Annotated in this window: 13 protein-coding genes; 6 read left to right on the forward strand and 7 right to left on the reverse strand. The window is 32.6% G+C overall.

Features of this window, described 5'->3' with window-relative positions:
• The first annotated feature begins 17 nt into the window (after positions 1–17).
• The 6 genes from HW119_RS04885 to purD all read left to right on the forward strand — a co-directional run bounded on the left by HW119_RS04885 (position 18) and on the right by purD (position 7250).
• Positions 18–1064 (forward strand): hypothetical protein, encoded by a 1047-nt coding sequence (locus tag HW119_RS04885; protein ID WP_177761719.1) that lies wholly within the window; start codon positions 18–20, stop codon positions 1062–1064.
• Complete coding sequence (locus HW119_RS04890) at positions 1036–2325, forward strand: O-antigen ligase family protein (RefSeq protein ID WP_177761722.1); 1290 nt, start codon at positions 1036–1038, stop codon at positions 2323–2325. The genes HW119_RS04885 and HW119_RS04890 overlap by 29 nt, the downstream gene beginning before the upstream one ends.
• Before the next feature lie 88 nt (positions 2326–2413).
• Positions 2414–3511, forward strand: a complete 1098-nt coding sequence (locus HW119_RS04895) for a glycosyltransferase (RefSeq protein ID WP_177761724.1) — start codon at positions 2414–2416, stop codon at positions 3509–3511.
• Positions 3512–3566: 55 nt separating this feature from the next.
• Positions 3567–4550 (forward strand): UDP-glucuronic acid decarboxylase family protein, encoded by a 984-nt coding sequence (locus HW119_RS04900; protein ID WP_177761726.1) that lies wholly within the window; start codon positions 3567–3569, stop codon positions 4548–4550.
• The gene (locus HW119_RS04905; protein WP_177761728.1) at positions 4551–5891 is read left to right on the forward strand and encodes an exopolysaccharide biosynthesis polyprenyl glycosylphosphotransferase; all 1341 of its coding nucleotides are present in this window, start codon (positions 4551–4553) and stop codon (positions 5889–5891) included.
• A gap of 84 nt (positions 5892–5975) precedes the next feature.
• A complete protein-coding gene (purD, locus tag HW119_RS04910; protein WP_177761730.1) occupies positions 5976–7250 on the forward strand; it encodes a phosphoribosylamine--glycine ligase in 1275 nt (424 codons plus the stop codon).
• A gap of 50 nt (positions 7251–7300) precedes the next feature.
• Here the strand turns inward: purD and HW119_RS04915 are convergent, their stop codons facing one another.
• The 7 genes from HW119_RS04915 to HW119_RS04945 form a co-directional block, all read right to left on the reverse strand.
• Positions 7301–8593 carry a hypothetical protein gene (locus HW119_RS04915; protein WP_177761733.1) on the reverse strand — a complete coding sequence of 431 codons (1293 nt, stop codon included), beginning with the start codon at positions 8591–8593 and terminating at the stop codon, positions 7301–7303.
• Between the two features lie 144 nt (positions 8594–8737).
• The gene (locus HW119_RS04920) at positions 8738–10636 is read right to left on the reverse strand and encodes an OmpA family protein (protein ID WP_177761735.1); all 1899 of its coding nucleotides are present in this window, start codon (positions 10634–10636) and stop codon (positions 8738–8740) included.
• 23 nt (positions 10637–10659) lie between these two features.
• Positions 10660–11580: a type IX secretion system membrane protein PorP/SprF gene (locus HW119_RS04925; protein ID WP_177761737.1), complete on the reverse strand. Its 921-nt coding sequence runs from the start codon at positions 11578–11580 to the stop codon at positions 10660–10662.
• Between the two features lie 59 nt (positions 11581–11639).
• Positions 11640–16721: a fibronectin type III domain-containing protein gene (locus tag HW119_RS04930; RefSeq protein ID WP_177761739.1), complete on the reverse strand. Its 5082-nt coding sequence runs from the start codon at positions 16719–16721 to the stop codon at positions 11640–11642.
• A 155-nt stretch (positions 16722–16876) separates the two neighbouring features.
• Positions 16877–18775, reverse strand: a complete 1899-nt coding sequence (locus HW119_RS04935; RefSeq protein ID WP_177761735.1) for an OmpA family protein — start codon at positions 18773–18775, stop codon at positions 16877–16879.
• A gap of 23 nt (positions 18776–18798) precedes the next feature.
• Positions 18799–19719 (reverse strand): type IX secretion system membrane protein PorP/SprF, encoded by a 921-nt coding sequence (locus HW119_RS04940; RefSeq protein ID WP_177761737.1) that lies wholly within the window; start codon positions 19717–19719, stop codon positions 18799–18801.
• A gap of 59 nt (positions 19720–19778) precedes the next feature.
• A complete protein-coding gene (locus tag HW119_RS04945) occupies positions 19779–24272 on the reverse strand; it encodes a choice-of-anchor L domain-containing protein (RefSeq protein WP_177761741.1) in 4494 nt (1497 codons plus the stop codon).
• Positions 24273–24347: the final 75 nt, after the last annotated feature.

Consider the following 24347-nt stretch of genomic DNA (forward strand, 5'->3'; position numbering starts at 1 on the left):
GAGTAACCTTTCGTTAGATGAATAAATTACAATTTTATATTTTAGTAATTGGCTCAGTTGTTATCAGCTTAGTGTTACCTTTTATTTTACCTGAGCGTTTTTATTTAGATGCAATTCTGATTGTTAAAGATCCTTATGACGAAAAAGGATGGTGGGGAAGTTATCCACTTTCAATGATGTTTTATCATATTACCAAGTTAGGAAAATTACCTTTTAGTGTAGTTGCGTTAATTCAATTACCATTTTTATATTTTATTCTACGGCTTATTGGAATTCCGGAACGGTTCCAAATTTTCACGATAAAAAACACCCTTATTTACCTTTCTTTTTTAATGATGGCTATTTTTATTGGTCAACCATCTAAAGAGTTTTTTACTTTTATTTTTATTGGAATAATAGTTTTACTTTTTCAACAAAGAGTACTTTCTTTAGGCGTTTGTCTATTGATTAGTTTTTTAATGTTTTTTGCTTTTGGAGCTATTTTTAGACCTTATTTTACATTTATTCCTATCATATCAATTGGCATATTTTTAATTACAAGAATACGTTTTAAAAACCGATGGATTTTAGGTATAGTTTCAGGAATCGCTGTAATTGTGCTTTTATCATTTACATATAGTTTAGTAAAAGGTCAGTTTTTTTCTGGAATGACAAGAGAAACAATCAATCTAGAACGTATGAATCAAGAAAATGCTGATACAATGCTTGTTTCTCCAATTGCTCCGACCAATATTTTTGGAGAAGCTTTTGCTACTGTTTATGGTTTTATTTCTGTAAATTTTCCGATAAACGCATTGAAATTTATATATAAACCTCAAGTGGTTGCGTTTATAGTTTGGCAATTGTTGTTAACTTGGATTATTGTTGTAAGATTTGGTTATTTACTGAAGGATTACAAAGTAAGAAAAAAAGAATTCTGGCTGATGCTTTTCTTTCTAAGTTATTTAGTAATTCAAGGTATTTTTGAACCAGATTTAGGTTCGGCTGTTCGTCACAAAATTGGTTTATTGCCGTTGATTTATTTCTTATTTTATTATGATGAATTCAAAAGAAAATTACAATAAAATAAATACTGCTTTTATTGTTTTAATTGCAAGTACAATCGCTTTTCGTTCGTTTTGTACACTTTTAATTATTCTTTTTACAGTTTATAATTTACTGCATTTCAAATATTTAAATTGGCCAAAAAGCCTTTTGAAATATGTACTTTTTCTAAGTTTACCTTTGGTTTTTGAAATTCTTTTCTTTGGGAATAATTCTAATTTAGCTCTCGGTTTTAAATCATTAGAAAAATATACATCATTATTGATATTCTCTATTTTTGTTTTAGGAAACTATAAACAACTATCTTTTTTCAAGATTCTTAATCAATATCGATATTTGTTTTCTGTCATTTTAGCAGTTTTGTTACTACGTTTTGTAATTGTAGATCATCATTTGGTGCAGAAATATATCCATGGAATTCATATGGCAGAAATGGGATATAAATTTGCTGAAAGTTTCGGTAATCATGCTCCAGCAATTAATATGCACGTTGCATTTTTGTTAGTGACAAATGTTTATTTTCTTTTACGTGAAAAATCTTTAAAATTGATTTCAATCAATGTATTGTTATTGTTAATAAGCTTGGTTTCAATATTGGTTTTAAATACACGAATAGCTCTTGCAGTTGCAATCATAGGTTCAATTATTGTCTTTTTTGAATATTTTACCCAACGATTAAAGACTTGGAAAATTGTCAAACTTTCAGTTTATTTTGTGGCAATCATTTTTGGAATTTTATTTATAAGTTTTAAATCAAATCCGTATATGAAAGAAAAATATTCGTCTGTTACTTTTGCGTACATGGATAAGATTGGTAAATTAGATGAAATTGAAAATCCAGAGGTTGTTGTTTTTAATGCTTTTGTTACACGACTTTCTATTTGGAAATCTTCTTACGAATTAGCTCTAGAAAAACCATGGATTGGTTATGGTTCTAGTGACGGAAAAAAAGAAGTTGTCAATTATTTTAAAAAAACAAATCAACATTTTTTAACAAAATATGAATTTCCTGTTCACAATCAAATTTTAGATTTTTTCGTCAAGTTTGGTTTTTTGGGTGTGGTCATGGCAATTACTTATATGTTGTTTCCGATTGTTATCAGTTTGAAAAGTAAAAATGTGATACTGTTTTGTTTCGGGATGATATTTTTCATTTCAAATTTATTTGATGATTTTTTAATACGTTTTGATGGAATTGTTTTTTTTGGAATTTGGATAAGTCTAGGAACCGTTTATTACCTTCAAAATAAAAGCCTCAAAAGCTCGATTAATTTGAGTTAATATTGTTTAAAATAATTTACATAATAGCTAGAAAGATTTTTTAAAAAAATTAATGGAAGCTATTTTTATAATCTAAAAAGAAAATCTGTTGAAAAGAGTTTTAGTTGTTGATTGGTTGGATAAGTTTGGTGGAGCTGAACGCGTAATTGCTAAATTAGAAAAAGTATTTGGTTTTGGTAGTATTTACGCTTTGACAAACGTTATGAAATCGAACGATTTGAATAAAATTACTAACGGTAAAAAAATCAGAATTGAAACCACATTTTTACAAGTTTTCGGAATTTTTTTTCGTGCGTTTTTTTTTACGTTTCATTATTTCATAACTAAAATCAAAATTGAAAAAACAGCACAAACTATTATTTCTTCATCGCATGCTGTAGCTAAAGGAGTTTCGAAATCTCAAGATAAACAGTTGCATATTAGTTATTTTCAAGCTCGAAATTTCAAATATATTTGGGATGATGCTCCTTTGTATTTTGGTAAATTTCTATTCTTAGTTAAACCTTTGATTAATCACCTTCAAAAAGTTGATTTTAAACAAGCGCAAAAACCAGATTATATAATTAGTAATTCTAAGTTTGTTCAACAATGGGTTAAAGAAAAATATAAACGTAATTCAGTGGTTATCTATCCGCCAGTTGCCTTAAATGATTTTCCTCTTGAGTGTGATAAAGACGATTATTATGTTGCCGTTGGAAGAATAGTTGCTTACAAACGTTTTGATTTAATTGTCAAAGCATTTAAAAATTCTGACAAAAAATTAATTGTTTTGGGAGATGGAGCTGAGTTAGAAAATTTAAAAAGCATGGCGTCTTCAAATATTCAGTTTACTGGTTTTGTTGATTCTTCGACCGTTCAGAAATATATTTCTAAAGCAAAAGCATTTATACATATCGGAGTTGAAGACTTTGGGATTGCTCCAATTGAAGCACAATCCTGTGGAACTCCTGTAATTGCTTTTAAAGCAGGAGGTATTTTAGAAACTGTTCTGGATGGTAAAACGGGATTGTTTTTCGATGAACAAACCGAAGAAGCTCTTCTTGCTGCAATCGAATCTTTTGAGATGAAACAATGGGATCCAATTCAAATTCACGAACATGCACAATTGTTTTCTGAAGATAGATTTGCAGATGAAATAAACGATTATGTTTCTAAATGTGAAAATGAATTTTTCTTTCAAACGTAATTAAACTTTTATATACGAACTTAAAGCCTTAATTTTACAATTATAAATTTAAGAGATGAAACGTATATTAATAACTGGAGCGGCTGGTTTCTTGGGTTCGCACTTATGTGACCGATTTATTGCCGAGGAATTTCATGTAATCGGAATGGATAATCTGATTACTGGAGATTTAAAAAATATCCAACATCTTTTTCATTTAGAAAACTTTGAATTCCATCATCACGACATTACCAATTTTATTCATATTGCTGGAGATTTAGATTATATATTGCATTTTGCTTCGCCAGCAAGTCCCATTGATTATTTAAAAATTCCCATTCAAACTTTAAAAGTTGGCTCTCTTGGAACGCACAATCTTTTAGGTTTAGCTCGTGTAAAAAACGCTCGTATTTTAATCGCATCAACATCCGAAGTTTATGGTGATCCGTTGGTTCATCCGCAAACCGAAGAATATTACGGAAACGTAAATGCAATTGGTCCGCGTGGTGTTTATGATGAAGCAAAACGTTTTCAGGAATCTTTAACCATGGCTTATCATACATTTCATGGTTTGGAAACACGTATTGTTCGAATTTTTAATACCTATGGACCAAGAATGCGTTTGAATGACGGTCGTGTAATTCCTGCATTTATGGGACAAGCACTTCGAGGCGAAGATTTAACCATTTTTGGAAATGGAAATCAAACACGTTCATTTTGTTTTATCGATGATCAAGTTGAAGGAATTTACAGATTGTTGTTTTCAGATTATCATTTGCCTGTCAACATCGGAAATCCTGATGAAATAACAATAAATGAATTTGCACAAGAAATATTAAAACTAACAGCAACTGATAATAAAATTGTTTATCATCCGTTACCTATAAACGATCCTTTACAACGTCAACCGGATATTTCAAAAGCTAAAGAAATTTTAGGATGGGAGCCAAAAGTGGATAGATCTGAAGGAATGCAAATAACCTTTAATTATTTTAAAACACTTTCTCCAGAAGAATTAAAGAAAGAAGAACACAAAGATTTTTCAAAATATATTAAATAAGTGAAAAAATATATCGGTAGATATTCAAAATATATTCGTCCATTAACCATACTTTTTGATGTTAGTGTAATAAACGTATTGGCTTTTGTGTTTTTTGATAGCGATATGTTATCATTTTCAGAATTTTTGGCAGCTTCATTTATTTGGATTGTTTGTTCGATTATAACCTCGTTTTACGACGTTTATCGATTTACAAAATTGATTCAAATTGCTGATAAGTGTTTAAAACAGATTGCACTTTTTACTATATTTTCTTTTGCATATGTTGGTTTTGTTTCTAAAAGTTTTTCAAATGTTGAATTAATAAAATACTTAGCGACTTGTTTTTTTATTATTGTTTTTGTTAAATACGCTATTTTCAACGCGCTTAAATTATTTAGAAAATATTACAACGGAAATCAACGAAGAATCATTATTGTTGGGAATGATGTACTGTCTAACCAATTAGTTAAATTTTTCAATAAAGAAAAAGATTACGGTTATGCATTAATCAAACATTTTAAAGAAGATGAGCTTGTACAAAATGTTATTGCTTTTTGTTCAGAAAATTATATTGATGAAATTTATTTTTCTTTAGATGGCGCTACAAATACAGAATTAAATAAATACATCAATTATTCCGATAATAATTTTAAAACATTAAAATTTATTCCTACTAAAACCGAAATGATTTCCAGTTCGGCTGAAGTACATTATTATGGATTCATTCCAATTATTCCTTCTCGTAGATTTCCGCTTCAAAAACCTTTGAATAAGCTTGTAAAACGAACCTTCGATTTAGTAGTTTCGATATTAGTTATTGTTTTCGTTTTGTCTTGGATGGTTCCTTTAATTGGTTTACTTATTAAGTTAGAATCCAAAGGACCGATTTTTTTTAATCAAGTCAGAAATGGATTGTATTACAAAGAATTCAATTGTTTTAAATTCCGTTCAATGCATGTAAATAATCAGGCGCATACTTTACAAGCAACAAAGAACGATTCAAGAATTACAAAAATCGGAAAGTTTTTAAGGAAATCTAGTTTGGACGAAATGCCTCAATTTTTAAACGTTTTTCTTGGTGATATGTCTGTTTGTGGACCGCGTCCTCATATGATTTCGATGACTAATCAATACGAACAAATGGTTACTAAATTTAGATTGCGTCATTACATAAAGCCTGGAATTACCGGAATGGCGCAAACTCATGGTTGTCGAGGTGAAATTGAAAACGAAAGAGATATTATCAATCGTGTAAAATATGATATTTTTTATCTTGAAAATTGGTCTTTATTACTCGATATTAAAATTATTTATCTTACAGTTAAAAACGCCGTTTTAGGTGATAAGAAAGCTTATTAAGAAGAACAAGGTTCTTCTTTTTTTGTTTTTAATTTTGATTATAATAAAGTATTTTTGACCTAAATTATTTAACAACACAACACAATGAATATTTTACTATTAGGTTCAGGTGGAAGAGAACACGCTTTCGCATGGAAAATGTTACAAAGCAATAAATGTTCGAAACTTTTTGTTGCGCCTGGAAATGCAGGGACAGCTTCAATTGCTACGAATGTTGCTATGAATCCAAACGATTTTTTTGCAGTAAAAGAATTTACTTTAGCTAACAACATCGAAATGGTTGTGGTTGGTCCAGAAGATCCTTTAGTGAACGGCATCTACGATTTCTTTAAAAACGATACTGCTTTAGTACAAATTCCTGTAATCGGACCATCTAAATTAGGTGCTCAATTAGAAGGAAGTAAAGAATTTGCAAAAGAATTTTTAGTAAAACATCATATTCCAACTGCTCGTTACCAATCTTTTACCAAAGACACAGTTGAAGCAGGTTGTGAATTCTTAACTACATTAAAAGCACCTTACGTTTTAAAAGCAGATGGTTTAGCTGCCGGAAAAGGTGTTTTAATTTTAAACGATTTAACTGAAGCGAAACAAGAATTACGTAATATGTTGGTAGATGCTAAATTCGGAGATGCTTCTTCAAAAGTAGTTATCGAAGAATTTTTAGACGGAATTGAATTAAGTTGTTTTGTTTTAACTGATGGCAAATCGTATAAATTACTTCCAACAGCAAAAGATTATAAACGTATTGGCGAAGGCGATCAAGGTTTAAATACCGGTGGAATGGGAGCAGTTTCTCCAGTGCCGTTTGCGGACGCAGAATTGATGAAAAAGATTGAAGAGCGCATTGTAATTCCTACAATAAACGGACTTCAGAAAGATAATATCGAATACAAAGGTTTTGTATTTATCGGTTTAATTAAAGTAGGAAATGATCCGTTTGTAATTGAATATAATGTTCGAATGGGAGATCCTGAAACTGAAGTTGTTTTACCGCGTTTAAAATCTGATTTAGTTGAACTGTTTCAAGCAGTTGGCGCTCAAAAATTAGATAAGGTTTCGTTTGAAATTGATTCAAGATCTGCAACTACAGTTATGGTTGTTTCTGGTGGCTATCCTGAAGATTATGAGAAAAATAAAGTTATTTCTGGTTTAGATCAAGTTACAGATTCAATTGTTTTCCATGCAGGAACAGCTTTAAAAGATGATCAAGTAGTTTCAAACGGAGGTCGTGTTTTAGCTTTTACTTCATATGCAGATAGCTTTGAAGAAGCTTTGCAAAAATCATACACAAGTATTGAAAAAGTAAAATTTGACGGTATGTATTTTAGAAAAGATATCGGTTTCGATTTAAAATAAAAGCAAAAGAGCTTCGGAATTCCGAAGCTCTTTTTTATTGAATTTATAAATTATCTTCCAATACTTCTACTTGATGAACCGCCACCACTTCTAGATGAAGAAGGTGCACTCATACTTCTTGAAGGTGCTGGAGTTGAAGAACGGTTAAAAGAGCCAGAATTTGAACTTCTATTAAAAGAACCTGAATTCGAACTTCTGTTAAACGAACCTGAATTATTATTAGTATTTAATCTAGTTGATCTTTCTATTCTATTGTTATTCGATTGATTAAAATCTGAATTCGATCTTATAGTTGAACTTGATCTAGTGTTTGTTCCAGCAGGAATACTCACTCTAGTTTCACCAGAATTAACATTTGTTCTCGTTGCATTAAAATCACTTCTTACTCTAGTTCCTGTTGAACGTACTTCCGAAGCCGAAGAATTTGAGCCTACTCTATTTGAATTCGTTGCTTTTCTTGAAGTTTCTGACACTCCATTTCTTCCAACAGTTGTAGCATTTCTATCTGTAGAAATATTTGATCTATCAGATGTCATTGTTCCTCTATCACCACTAAAAGAAGCAGTTCTAGTAGCAGTACGTTCTTTATCAAAAGCATATCTATTTGTTACACTTCCATTTCTTCCTTCAAAAGATCTTCCTGGATTTTGACGTTCCAACGAATTTCCTCTTACATTAGAATACATTCTATCCGCTCTAGATACACGTCTTGAATCGGTATAAACATATCTATTATTTTGGTTTATATAATTATAACAGTTTCTATTGTATCTAAAATAAGGAACTGGAGCCCAGTATGAATAATAAGTTGGGTAATATCCCCAATACCATGGCGAATAATATGGTCTATAAGTTGGCATCCAAAAGAAATCAAAAAAGACTGGAGTTCTGTAATAATATGGTTCGTAAATATAATTTGGACCATATATATAAGGGTTTCCTACAATTTGAATATTAACATTTGGTGAAGAAGAAGACGCTGTTGCACGTTGTCTTTCTAATTCAATTGTAGCAACATCCTGAAACTGATCTTGACCTAAAACGGCTTGAATTACTATCACACGAACATCACCTTCAGCAACTTCAAGAACTCTTAAATAATCAACATATCCATCTTGATTTAAATCTAAATTAGAGATTTGCATTGATGGATCATTTAATTTTTTTTCAAAATCTTCCAAATCTTTAGAATCTCCAAATATAGAAGCAACAGCTTGCAAATCTAAATTATCAGAAATATCGCGACTTTTAGCTACAACATTTCCATTTGTGTTCTTTTGCGCAGATACTACGTTCACTAGCATCAAAGCAAAAACCATCAGTATTAATCTATACGCTTTCATATCTTTATATTGTTTTAATCTATTATTGTTTACTATTATATTTCAAGTATCGTGCCACAAATCAAACTTAGTTTGTTAATATACAAAAAAAAAGCCCAACAAAAAAACATGTTGAGCTTTCTCCAAATTAAATATAAATCTATGCTATTTCTGTGTGATAATAAACTCTGATCTGCGGTTAGTTGCATCTTCTTCTGGCGTACAATTTTCGCCACAATCTATTTTTGGTTGACTCTCGCCATATCCTTGTGCTTCTAATCGATCTCCGCTTATGCCTTGTGATTTCACATATTGTAAGGTTGACATTGCGCGACGTTCTGATAATTTCAAATTGTATGCATCACTTCCCTTGCTATCGGTATGCGATTCGATTTTGATTTTCATGTTTGGATTTCTTTCTAAAATCTGAACTAATTTATTCAACTCGAAGGCTCCTTGTTGGGTGATGTTTGATTTATCAAATTCAAAGAAAATATCATCTAATACAATTTTATCTACAATAACTATTAATTCTATCGGACGTAAATTAACTTCTACAGGTTGTTTTCCACCTTTCCATTTAGCTAATTCTATATCTTTTCCTTCGTAATCTGCTTTAGTTACTTTTAATGAATAGCTTCGATTACAATCTACTTCATATCTTACGATTCCGTAATTATCGGTATATCGTGTTTCGATTGGATTGTTGTCGTGATCAAATATCGTTATTTGTGCATCTTTTAATAATTCGCCTGTTTTTGAGTTTTTTACGGTCGTTATTATTTCGGTTAAACAAATTGGTTTTACACGGTAAATATCATCACGTCCAACACGATTTGTTGATAAAAATCCGATCCCTTTATTTGGATAAAAAGACATTGCAAAATCATCTTTAGGTGTATTCACCGGATCTCCTAAGTTTCTAGCTTCTGAACCTGGTGTTTCTAAATCTAACGAATAAACATCTAATCCTCCAAATCCTTTTCTTGAATCTGATGCAAAATATAGTTTGTTATTTATGCTATCTATAAATGGAAAAGATTCTCTTCCTTCGGTATTTACTCGTTCACCTAAATTCACTGGTTCTCCGTAGCTACCATCTTCATTTATCGAAACTTTCCAAATATCCATTCCTCCAAATCCTCCTGGCATATCTGAAGCGAAATACAATGTCTTTCCGTCTCCACTTATACTTGGATTACTTACCATATATTCGGCACTATTGAAAGATACAGGTTGGACATCCTTCCATTTCTTTCCATCAAATTTTGCGCGATACAAGCTTACTTTTCCTTCTTTTAAACGTTGTGCTACGTTTTTCGTAAACTTTCTTGAACGAAAACTTTCACTTGAAAAATACATGGTTTGTCCATCTGCCGTGATACTCACTGGACCGTCGTGTAATTTTGAATTCAATTCTGTTACTTGAGCGATATCTTTAAACTTCCCTTCTTCTGGGTCATATTTTGCCGAATAAATATCTAAATAAGGTTGTTCATTCCAGCCATATTTCTTTTTGCTCTCTGTACGTGCACTTGTAAAATAAAACGTGTTATCTTCGGTTAAGATTCCTGCAAAATCTGAATATTTCAAATCATTCATTCCACTGTCTTCGTATGTAAACAAAGCTTCTTGGCTACGTAATTGTGGTATATAATTTGGATCGGATAAGAAATCTTTTGAGCGTTGATCATCTGGTTTTAACTCAGCATATTTCTTCATTACATCATTCGAAGCTTCATAGCGACCACTCGCTTTTAGCATCTGAGCATAACGGTAATAAATTTCAGCATCTAAATTTGGATTTGCTTCGATTGCTTTTCCATACCATTTAGCTGCTTCAACTGTATTAAACATATTATAGTAGCATTCTGCTAATTGCAAATTGATGTAATTATCTGTCTTTACTCCTTTGGTTAATTTATGATAATGGTTAGCAGCGTCCGAAAATTCGAATCTATTGAATAATTTGTCAGCTAATTGTAAACGTTCTTCTGGTGTATCTTGTCCGTAACTAAGACCGATACTACCTAGTAATAATAAACTTATGTATAGTTTTTTCATTAAATTTAGTTTTGTTGTCGGTTTTAGAAATATCGTGGTGAACTTGATACTCGTTTTTTGAAATAAATATCAAATAATAATATAATTTCATGAGATGAGCTTGCAGCGGTTTTCAAATCTGAGGTTACATAATCATATGAATATCCTATTCGTAAATTTGGAAGTACGGCATAATTTATCATCGCTCCAAATGAATCTTCTAAACGGTAGGTTAAACCAAACTCTAATTTCTTTGCATACAAGGCATTCGCTGAAACATCAACAGATAGTGGTGCACCTGCAGCCATCTTTAACATCGTTGATGGTTTGAATTTCCAATTTTCATTCAAATCAAATACATACCCTCCTGTTAAAAACATATGCATAACATCACTTCCGAATTTACGATTGTTTTTTTCTACATAAGTGTTTTGAAGAAAATTAGGTACACTAAACCCTACATAGTATTTATCTGTATAGTAAAAGGCTCCTGCTCCAACGTTAAAAAAACTTTGGCTCGTATTTTCTGCAAACGCAGGGTCATTAGCATCGGGTACATGTCCGTTGATTTCACTGAAAAAATCGGATTGTTGCATCGTCATACCCGCTTTTAACCCTAAAGCCAAATTATGCCCTGGTTGTAGCTTTAAGGTATATGAGAAATCAGCATAAACATTGTTCTCTGAAACTGGTCCAATTTTATCTGAAATTACTGATAATCCCAATCCTACTTTTTTTCCAACACGACCGTTTCCAAAGAAAGTTGTTGTCTTTGGAGCACCTTCTAATCCTGACCATTGTTCACGGTGTAAAAGTCCTAATGATAATCCTTCGCGTGATCCTGCATATGCCGGATTTATCACACTTTGATTATACATATATTGTGTATAATGTGGATCTTGCTGTGCTGATAATTCTGAAAGCCCTAACAAAGCTAATAATGCACTTATGTATATTTTCTTCATAAAGTTAATAATTAAACCAACTGAAAACTAACGCTTTCAGTTGGCTAATAGTTAAGTTCTTAATTTTGTTCTCTAACAACCTGAATCCAACCTGTAAAGTTTTCATAAGGAGTAACTATAGTATAGAAATAGGTTCCACTTGGTAATTCAGCTCCATTATTGCTTTGTCCTTGCCATTGATTTGTATAGCCTGGACCATGAGAATAAACTTCTTTTCCATGTCGATTGAATATTTGAAGCTTCTGAACTACTAAATTTTTCAATACAAAAGTATCATTTAAACCATCTCCATTTGGTGAAATACCTTTTTGAATCAAACAATAGATATCTGTAACAACAATTTCTGCAGTCTCAACACATCCATCAGCAGTAGTAACAGTTACTGAATAAGTACCTGGTTTATCTACTGTAGCAATTGACTTATCTGATGAAATAACATTATTTGACCATTTAAATGTTGCAGTACTAAAGTTCAATGTTCCTAATATATCAGTTGCTGAAATAGTGAATATTTCATTTCTACAATATCCATCTATTAAGAAACCTATACGATCTAAAACTCTTATTTGGAAAATATGAGAATCTGAATCACCACAATTTGCTGAACTTACTGGATAATCATATTTAATATCATATAATCCAGCTTTACTAGCTTCTAAATCAATCTCACCTGTAGCAGAATCAATAACTAATCCAGGAGTAGAACTAAACGTACCACCTAGTGTGAATCCAGGTACTAACTCTGGACTAATGCTATCTTGACCGTTTACACAAATAGGAGTCGGGTAAACAAAATCAACAACAGGATAAATCGTAGTTTTTAAAATTAATTCTAATTCTTCAACTCTAGCACAAACTGGTCCTGTGGCATTAGCTACACGAACGAAAATTGTTTTTGGAGAGCTTAAATATGGTGATGGTAAAACACCAAACCCAGCATTAGCATCAATTAAATTATCATGATATGTAACATTATAGCCTTGTTGTCCATTTAAGAATTGATTTGTAAACTCTTGCAAATCGAACAATTCTTCATTATCATTATTAAAATCACATAATGTTAAAGATTCTGGTATTTCGCCATTGAATGGACTAACAAATGTAATTTCGATATCATCTACAATTGGTTCTCCTGTTGTACATCCATCTTTATCAATATCTACAGTATAAATACCAGACTGATTAACAGTTATACTCAATGTATTGTATATAGTAGGATCCATTAAATCACCGTCTAAATACCATTTTATAGAAGTTATATCTCCTGTACCAACAGTTGAAATTTGAGCATTCAAAGTTGTTTCAGTTCCACAAATAACTCTATCTGGTCCTAATTTAACTTCACAAAGGAAATTACAATCTGTGTTACCAGCGCCAGGAGCCGTAGCGTTTGTTTGAACAAATTTGATCTTACCTTGAGCACCATTAAAGTTCGTAATCAAAATTGCATATACTTGACCTGGCTGAGCGTTAGGAATATTAAAATTTTCTACAGCAGCAGCAGAATAACTACATCCTACAATTTTTGAATTAGGATTAGGTGAACCTGGCGCGATTATAATATCTTCACAAGCCTGAGCTAAACTATTAAATGGTCCAAAAGCAATATAATCGACATCTAAAGTAGTACCAACAGGTTGACCTTGAGCATTAAACAATGTATTCTGAACAATTTGGAAATTTAAAGGTCCTGCTTGATCAACTTGCATAAAATACCATACAGGATTTGGAGTTGTTCCTAAACAATGGAAATTTCCATTTGTTAAATTCGGCACATTTTGCGCATTGTAAACATTATCAAATAAAATACCTTCAGGTCCAGCACAGAAAGGATTAGCACTTGCAACAGGACTAGATCCTGCATAAAAATTATTACTTACCCATTCTGAATTTCCATTTTCTCCTCCACAAATCGCACGAACCCAAATAGTATAATCTGTTCCTAGAGTTAAACCAGAATGAGTTGCCTCAGGCATTGTAACCACGTTTCCTGTAGAAGGTGTAGGAGCATCTAATGGAAGTACAAGATATTCCCACATAGTTTCCGTTCCACGAGGTGTCCACGATAAATTAATTATTGAAGCATCAGCACAAGAAACTTCACCTTCAATATCTGTTGGTGCTTTACATGTTAAAGCTTTAAATGTAATATTATCGACTGAAGCAGGACCTTGATTACCAGTCACATCATTATTTACCCATTCGAATACTAATTTCACAGTCTGACCTGTTAAATTAGCAGGTATAGCTATCTCAAAATCTTTAGCTTGATAACTTACAGTAGGATTTACTGCACCAAGTGGATAAGCTCCGTTTGTAGGATTTTGTATGATTTGAGCACCTGGAACTAAATTATAAGTTGAAGGTACAAGCCAAACTTTCATAAAATCAATATTAGCCTGCCCAAAATATTTATAAACAAAATTTAAATTATAAGTTGCAGCTCCTGCAGGTATTGCTAAATCTCTATAAGCATGCACAACCGAAGCGGATGTAATATTATAGTTATAATCATTTTCGTTACTAGAAATATATAAAGATTTAGTTGGAGAAAACGACACTGAAGTTCCAACCATCCATTTATTAACTTGAGTTCCATTACTTAATCCGAACACAAAACTATTTGAATCAAATTTTTCAGTGTAAGGCAATGTAGCAGGAATTTGAGTTGTTGTAAATATTTGTGGGCCTACCCAGAAACTATTTCCATCACCAGAACCACAATTACTTCTAACCCAGAAATAATACTGAGTTGCTGTACTTAAATTTTGAAGTAAAACAGAAGTAGCAGTTGTATTTCCAGATGGTGCAGTTGCAGCAGTTGGATAAACATTTGAGGTAGAATAATAATAGTCATAAGAAGCTATATTAGTCGATGTAGGTGCTGTCCAACTTAAAGTTGCATCATTCTGATTTACTGTATTAGTAACAATATTTGAAGGTGCAACACAAGTAATAACATTAATATTAATATTATCAACTGCAGCAGGAGGTTGTGTACCTGTATTGTTATTGTTTACCCATTCGAAAACAATTCTTCTATTTGCTCCCGCAAATGCCGAAACATTAATAACATTATTATATGTTACCCAGTTTGGAACTTCGCTATAATTAGTTAATCCAATTTGAGTACCACCTGAATTTACAGCAGTTATATTCACACCTGGAGTCGGAATAAAAGTAGTTGGAACTAGCCAAACTCGCATTCTATCTAAAACTCCTTGTCCCATACCTTTAAAATCAAACTGTAAATTTATTTCAGTTGTTCCTGCAGGGATTGCAAAATCTCTAAAAGCAGAAGTAGATGAAGTTTGAGTTATAGTATATTCATTATTTTGATTATTATTTGTAATATACAAACTATTATTTCCTGCATTAGCAACTCCATTACCAACCATCCAATAATTCGGCTGGTTCGTTAAACTAAATTGGAAACCATGATTTCCACTTTCAAAACCTTGACTATAAGGTAACTGAACTGGCACTTGATTTATATGAGCTACTACAAATCCAATCCAAACACTTTTCCCATTAGTTCCACAGTTACTTCTAACCCAAATATAATTACTGCTACCTGGAGCTAAGCCAGTAACGTTAGCAGAATTCGTTGTAGATGTTCCTGTTGGTGTAGTTGTATCAGTAGGTGGTGTTGTATTTTGAGAAACATAGTAATCATAAGATGCAGGTGGAAAAGCTGGAGCAGTCCATGAAATTTGAGCTGATTGCGCCCCAACAGTTCCTAAAACTAAATTTGTAGGTGCTGTACAAGGAATTACACTAATATTGATATTATCAACCGAAGCTGGAGGTTGAGTTCCTGCACTATTATTATTTCTCCATTCAAAAACAAATCTACGAGTTGTACCAGCATATGCAGAAACGTTCACAATGAAAGAACGGTTCGTATAGTTTGGAGTTAAATTCATTACTCCACCAATTTGAACTCCATTTGCATTTACTATTTGAGTTCCAGCAGTAGGAAGAAAAGTTGTAGGCACAGACCAAAGACTCATGAAATCTAAGGTTGTTTGACCTTCACCTCTATAATCGAAAGTAAATAATATTTCATTTGTATTTGGAGGTATTATAACATCTCTATAAGTATGAGTTGTTGAATTTGTACCTATTGTATATATATTTGCTGCTCCATCGTTATTAGAAATATACATAGATTTAGCTCCTCCGTTCTGTGTTGCACTACCTACAAACCATTTATTTGGTTGTGTTCCATTAGTAAATCTCCAACCATGGAAAGCTTCAAAGTTTTCAACATAAGGAAGTGGAGCCGGAAGTGGATTTGTATCAAATTCAAATGGACCTATCCAATCACCAAAAACATTGTTTATACAAGTAGAACGAACATAATACTTATAAGTAGTGTTTGGCAAAAGCCCAGTCATTATTTGAGTTGTAGTTGTAGTTGAATTTGTATAAGTTGGAACCCCAGTTGGAGTTGCTGTTGCTAATACAACTTCTGTTTGAAAATTTGTAGCTCCACCTGGGTTTAACCATGTTGCTGTCCCTCCATTTTCAGATAAATTGGTTACACCTAAATTTGTAGCATCTGGACAATCTTCAAATACAAGAATATCATCTAAATTCCAAGTTTTTCCTTGTCCTTGATTTACCATAACAAAAGCAATGTAAATATTCTGTCCAGCATAAGGTAACAAACTTAACTCTTGAAATCCATAAGCACCTCCAACAGAACTAATCGGATTGGTAGCGCCACTATTAAAATCTTGAAAAGATGCAATAGTTGTAAAACTCGTTAAATTTGTATTTGTTGTTGAAACCCTAACTTCTAATCTACTATTTCTAGTCGGTCCAGCAGGAGATGCTTTTCCATAGAAAGACAATTTAGGATTTAAAATGCCCGTTAAGTTGGTTGCAGAAGTTATAACCCAATCTTGTATTGGCGCCGATGCCGTCGCAGTTTCTGGAGCTACCATTAAACTCGATGTACCAGAGTTAGCCAAAGCAGCAGTATTATTAACATACCATGGGCTGTTGACTCCAACTCCATTATGTGTAATAATCCAGCCTGCAGGAACACCAGTTTCAAAACCAGTGCTGATAATTTGGCTATAACCTACCAATGTACAGAACATTAGTAATATTAAGCTAGTAATTTTTTTCATAGAAAAAATATTAAATTATGAGACTATTACAAATATATCATAATTAAACAAACAATAATCTTATTTTAACACAGAAATTCATTTTTTTTTAAAAAACAAAAAAAGCCCAACAAAAAAACATGTTGAGCTTTCTCCAAATTAAATATAAATCTATGCTATTTCTGTGTGATAATAAACTCTGATCTGCGGTTAGTTGCATCTTCTTCTGGCGTACAATTTTCGCCACAATCTATTTTTGGTTGACTCTCGCCATATCCTTGTGCTTCTAATCGATCTCCGCTTATGCCTTGTGATTTCACATATTGTAAGGTTGACATTGCGCGACGTTCTGATAATTTCAAATTGTATGCATCACTTCCCTTGCTATCGGTATGCGATTCGATTTTGATTTTCATGTTTGGATTTCTTTCTAAAATCTGAACTAATTTATTCAACTCGAAGGCTCCTTGTTGGGTGATGTTTGATTTATCAAATTCAAAGAAAATATCATCTAATACAATTTTATCTACAATAACTATTAATTCTATCGGACGTAAATTAACTTCTACAGGTTGTTTTCCACCTTTCCATTTAGCTAATTCTATATCTTTTCCTTCGTAATCTGCTTTAGTTACTTTTAATGAATAGCTTCGATTACAATCTACTTCATATCTTACGATTCCGTAATTATCGGTATATCGTGTTTCGATTGGATTGTTGTCGTGATCAAATATCGTTATTTGTGCATCTTTTAATAATTCGCCTGTTTTTGAGTTTTTTACGGTCGTTATTATTTCGGTTAAACAAATTGGTTTTACACGGTAAATATCATCACGTCCAACACGATTTGTTGATAAAAATCCGATCCCTTTATTTGGATAAAAAGACATTGCAAAATCATCTTTAGGTGTATTCACCGGATCTCCTAAGTTTCTAGCTTCTGAACCTGGTGTTTCTAAATCTAACGAATAAACATCTAATCCTCCAAATCCTTTTCTTGAATCTGATGCAAAATATAGTTTGTTATTTATGCTATCTATAAATGGAAAAGATTCTCTTCCTTCGGTATTTACTCGTTCACCTAAATTCACTGGTTCTCCGTAGCTACCATCTTCATTTATCGAAACTTTCCAAATATCCATTCCTCCAAATCCTCCTGGCATATCTGAAGCGAAATACAATGTCTTTCCGTCTCCACTTATACTTGGATTACTTACCATATATTCGGCACTATTGAAAGATACAGGTTGGACATCCTTCCATTTCTTTCCATCAAATTTTGCGCGATACAAGCTTACTTTTCCTTCTTTTAAACGTTGTGCTACGTTTTTCGTAAACTTTCTTGAACGAAAACTTTCACTTGAAAAATACATGGTTTGTCCATCTGCCGTGATACTCACTGGACCGTCGTGTAATTTTGAATTCAATTCTGTTACTTGAGCGATATCTTTAAACTTCCCTTCTTCTGGGTCATATTTTGCCGAATAAATATCTAAATAAGGTTGTTCATTCCAGCCATATTTCTTTTTGCTCTCTGTACGTGCACTTGTAAAATAAAACGTGTTATCTTCGGTTAAGATTCCTGCAAAATCTGAATATTTCAAATCATTCATTCCACTGTCTTCGTATGTAAACAAAGCTTCTTGGCTACGTAATTGTGGTATATAATTTGGATCGGATAAGAAATCTTTTGAGCGTTGATCATCTGGTTTTAACTCAGCATATTTCTTCATTACATCATTCGAAGCTTCATAGCGACCACTCGCTTTTAGCATCTGAGCATAACGGTAATAAATTTCAGCATCTAAATTTGGATTTGCTTCGATTGCTTTTCCATACCATTTAGCTGCTTCAACTGTATTAAACATATTATAGTAGCATTCTGCTAATTGCAAATTGATGTAATTATCTGTCTTTACTCCTTTGGTTAATTTATGATAATGGTTAGCAGCGTCCGAAAATTCGAATCTATTGAATAATTTGTCAGCTAATTGTAAACGTTCTTCTGGTGTATCTTGTCCGTAACTAAGACCGATACTACCTAGTAATAATAAACTTATGTATAGTTTTTTCATTAAATTTAGTTTTGTTGTCGGTTTTAGAAATATCGTGGTGAACTTGATACTCGTTTTTTGAAATAAATATCAAATAATAATATAATTTCATGAGATGAGCTTGCAGCGGTTTTCAAATCTGAGGTTACATAATCATATGAATATCCTATTCGTAAATTTGGAAGTACGGCATAATTTATCATCGCTCCAAATGAATCTTCTAAACGGTAGGTTAAACCAAACTCTAATTTCTTTGCATACAAGGCATTCGCTGAAACATCAACAGATAGTGGTGCACCTGCAGCCATCTTTAACATCGTTGATGGTTTGAATTTCCAATTTTCATTCAAATCAAATACATACCCTCCTGTTAAAAACATATGCATAACATCACTTCCGAATTTACGATTGTTTTTTTCTACATAAGTGTTTTGAAGAAAATTAGGTACACTAAACCCTACATAGTATTTATCTGTATAGTAAAAGGCTCCTGCTCCAACGTTAAAAAAACTTTGGCTCGTATTTTCTGCAAACGCAGGGTCATTAGCATCGGGTACATGTCCGTTGATTTCACTGAAAAAATCGGATTGTTGCATCGTCATACCCGCTTTTAACCCTAAAGCCAAATTATGCCCTGGTTGTAGCTTTAAGGTATATGAGAAATCAGCATAAACATTGTTCTCTGAAACTGGTCCAATTTTATCTGAAATTACTGATAATCCCAATCCTACTTTTTTTCCAACACGACCGTTTCCAAAGAAAGTTGTTGTCTTTGGAGCACCTTCTAATCCTGACCATTGTTCACGGTGTAAAAGTCCTAATGATAATCCTTCGCGTGATCCTGCATATGCCGGATTTATCACACTTTGATTATACATATATTGTGTATAATGTGGATCTTGCTGTGCTGATAATTCTGAAAGCCCTAACAAAGCTAATAATGCACTTATGTATATTTTCTTCATAAAGTTAATAATTAAACCAACTGAAAACTCACGCTTTCAGTTGGCTAATAGTTAAGTTCTTAATTTTGTTCTTGTACTAATTGAACCCAACCTGTTAAGGATTCAAATGGTGTTATAATAGTATAGAAATATGTTCCGCTCGGCAGTAGTTTACCACTATTATTTTGTCCTTGCCATTGATTTGTATAGCCTGGACCGTGAGAATAAACTTCTTCGCCATAACGATTGAATATTTGCAGCTTTGTTATATTAAAGAATGATAAATCAAATCTATCATTTAAACCGTCTCCATTTGGTGAAACACCTTTTGGTATAGAACAATTTAAAACCTCAACATTAAAACTAGTTTCATCAAAACAAATATCTTTTTGACTTAATATATATATCTTATGAACACCGATAGCAAGATAAGAATTTTCTTTTAAGTTTTCACCAGTTCCGTTAGGACCAGTAAAATATTTTTGCCCTTCTGGTAAAGTTGGTAATTGATAAGAGGTACAAACAATAACATCTTCAATAAACATTGGTTCATCTGCAGTAATATATTCAACAGGAAAACTCATAACTTCTTCGCATCCAGATATCAAATTTTTAACTTTTATATAAATTTGATAAGCTCGATCAGCATTAAATGTTTGAGGATTTGTAATCACATTTGTATTGTCATTTAAGTCAGAAACTGAAGGATAATACTGAAATGAAAAATCTGACGCAGGAATTCCATTCAACATTACGGCTTCGTTAACTGTTAAGTCAATTATTTTATTCCCATTATGACAAACTTTTAATAATTCTGGCTCTGCAAAATCATCTATAAATATTGGATAAATTTCAACTAAAATACTATCTGAAACCGCGCAACTTGAACCTATATAAGTAGCTTCAATTGTATAAACACCAGACTCTGTAACAACTAAAACTGGGTTGGTTGCTCCTGGTATAGGATCACCATCTTTTAGCCACTGAACGGTATATTGATCTAAATCTACACCTGAATCTAATTCGTAACTTTGAGCAGCACATAAAGCATTATTTTCTTCAACTGTTAAATCGGTACCTAAATCAATTGTCCCAAATTGGAAACTTCCTCCTTCAATAAATACAGCAGAATCGTGACTTCCATCGTTATAATCAGCAATTGCTAACTTAATATGATATGTATTTCCTGGCACAACTACAGATTGTGCAACCATAGAAACTGTTTGTCCATGGAAATTTATCGGTGCCCCTAATGAAGCTGCATCATCTCCTCCTTCAAAATATCTATCAAAATATTGAACATTAGAAGATGTACAAGTTGTCGGTGCACCTGGCGGATTATATTGCGCATCGCGCACTGTATAAACAGAAATAGGAATATTGGTATTTGGTACGACAGCAATATTTGTAGTAACACCTGTTGCTAAATCAGTTAATAAAAATATAAATATATCTGAGAATTGACATTGAAAACCTCCATATTCTTCTGAAGCAAATAAGAAATTAAAACTCATCTGATTTGTAATCGCTTTAAAATCAAACTCTAGCACAGATGCATTATTAGAAGTCCCTGTCAATCCTTGAGATTGCAAAAAGGCATTCAAACTAGCATCTCCACCTGAATTTCCTTGAGCTTGAGCAAATGCTAATTTTGGACCTGGAGCATTTAAAACATTTCCAGAAGAAAGTATAATTCCATCATCATAAGTAAAAGAAGAGTTATTCTTTTCAAAATATCCAATTCCCATTGTATTTGAACCTGTACTCCAAGTAATATTATCGACTTCAGCACAAGGATTATTGATTAAAATATCTGTTACTAATTGCGGAACAGTATATTGTGTATTACTTGTTCTAATTGGTGGTAATGGTGATAAAACACAAACACTGTATGTAGTAACCGCAGGAACAGTTAAAGAATAAACCTTAACATAATAAGTTGTTCCTGGCATTAAATTATTGTAAGTAACAATAGAATTAGCATTGGTAAAGGTATTACATTCCATTTGATTTAATCCACCTCCGCATTGTCCCGAATACAAAACAGTATATAAAGTTGTTACATTACCAACAATATTACTTAAGCTTAAAATATGTACTGATTGTGTCGCTGTAAACTGGAACCACACATCATTATTGGAAGTACCTGAACATACAGTACCTAAATTTGAATTTGTTGCACCAATCAAACTACCATCTACACTAACCACACAATCAGTATCTGGATTTACAGGTACTTGGACAGCTGTTGTACATTCGTCATTTGGTGCTTTGGTAAAACCTGACCCCGCAATTGACCAAGTACTTTGATTGGTACCAGAACAATTTGATCTAACATAAACATCATATAAAGTTCCTGAAGGCAATGTTGGTGTTGTAAATGGTTTTGTAGTTGTATTAAAAACCGTTAATCCAGTCGTATTTCCAGTAAATGGTATACCAGCTGGAACTAAAACTACATCCCATGAAGCCACAGTTCCAAATTGTTGCCAATCTAAAACCATATTTGTAGCCGTAGATGAAGTATTTACAACATCATAAGGTTCTGGACAAGATGGTACAGGTTCAACAACAACATCATCAATGAAAATTCTAGATACTCCATTAGATTGAACATGCCAAGAAATAGCACCAGTTCCTACAAAATTTGGTAAATAAACAATTTTTTCTTTGTAAGTTGTGTTTGAATATCCTGCATCAGCAAGTAAAACGGTAGTGAAATCAGAATTACTTACACCTCCATTTTGCGACATCTTAATTGCAAAATTCTGAGGAGTAGTTCCTGAACTTAATTTGTATTTATAACGTAAGCGATATTGTCCATTAAAATTAAAAACAGGAGAAACTAAAAAATCATCATTTGGTAAAGTTCCTGAACCTATTGCATTTAATGACGCTGACTGATTTCCTTCAAAAGGAGTTAATGTATAATTCAAATCCCATAAACGTGTATCGTTATTAGCATTAATTACATTCCAACAAATTTCTGACAACGAAGTAGAATTAAATCCTTCAGAAAACGGCAAATTTAATGGAGCACATAGTGTATTAAATGTATAAGGCCCTGCCCATGTACTAAAATTACCATCACCACAAGAAGCACGAACATAATATTCATAAATCGTTGATGGTTGCAACGGAGTTCCATTTTGTAATTGATTAACTACTGGCGTTGAACTTGAAACTGTTGTTCCTGAGGTAACTGGTAAATTATCAGCTGTGTTTTGAACAAATATTTGCCAAGATGTAGCATTGTTCCCTGTTCCATTTTGCCAACCTAATTGAGCGCTTGTTTGAGAAAAATTAGAAGCAGTTAAATTAATCGGTTCAGCACAACGAATTCTTTGAATATTAAATGTGTATTGTACAGATTGAGGTTGTGGCTGAGCTCTTGTCGAAATTACAAAATAATACGTTGTACCCGCTGTTAAACTCAAATTGTTAATTTGTCGAATAGTTGCATTTGTATTAGCAACACCCGCAACACAAGTTACTCCAATGTTTGCACAACTATCATACACAAAAAGTCCTGAAAAAACATCTTGAGGAATTAACTCAGCTTCAATTTCCATATTTTCATTTGGAGTAAAAGCATATACCACATCATCTCCATTTAAATAACTACCAGTTATTCCGCATGAGTTTCCAGGAGCTCCATTATAATCATCTCCATAATTCGCAGTAGTATCTGAATGCGTATAAGGAAGTGAAGCTATATTTAAAGCCGAATGACAATCTGAACCTGGGACTTTGGGTGTGAATGGACTTGAAACTAACCAATCAGATGTATTCCCCGAACATACAGCTCGAACATAAGCTTTATAATTAAGACCAACAACTAAAGGTAATTCAATTGAATTAGTTGTTGAAGTATGCGTAGGAACACCTGTTGGTGGATTATTTCCTACAACTAATTCTATTTCAAACGACGCAGCACCTCCTGGATTACTCCAAGAAACTACACCTGAATCTAAATCAACGTTACTAACCATTATATTAGTTACATCTAAACAACGATTAAAAAATTTAACATCATCAATAATCCAAGATTTACCAACACCTACGTTTTCCATAACAAATGCTATGTAAACATTTTGATTCGCATAACCTGTTAAGTTCAATGTTTTTAAGTTGAAATTCGCATTTGGACTTATAGGACTTGTAGCTCCAGAAAAACTTTCTGTAAAAGTTTGTAAATGCGTAAAGTTCGATGGAGCAGTGCCTGTCGTAGAAATCATAACTTTCAAAACACTATTCCTATTTGGACCGACTGGAGTTGTTTTTCCAACAAAAACCAGTTGAGGATTGGTAACACCTGTTAAATTAACTTGAGGTGTTATCAACCAATCTTGAACAGGGTTCGCGGCAGTACCAGTTTCGTTAGCAACCATAGCAGCTACAGTTGTATTATTTCCCAAACTAGCAGGAGAATTCATCCAACTTTGACCTAATCCTACTCCATTATTTGTAATGATCCAGGTTGAAGGAATTCCAGAATTGAAATTCTCTTGAAAAACTTGGGCATTGGCAAAAAATGAGATAGCTAAAAAAAATAAAAGTAATATTCGTTTCATACACACTCAGTTTATTTATTATTTGATTAAAAAAATTATATTATATTTATGTATAACTCCAAATATATAAAAACA

Origin of the sequence: Flavobacterium sp. I3-2 (assembly GCF_013389595.1) — a bacterium.
Classification (GTDB): domain Bacteria; phylum Bacteroidota; class Bacteroidia; order Flavobacteriales; family Flavobacteriaceae; genus Flavobacterium.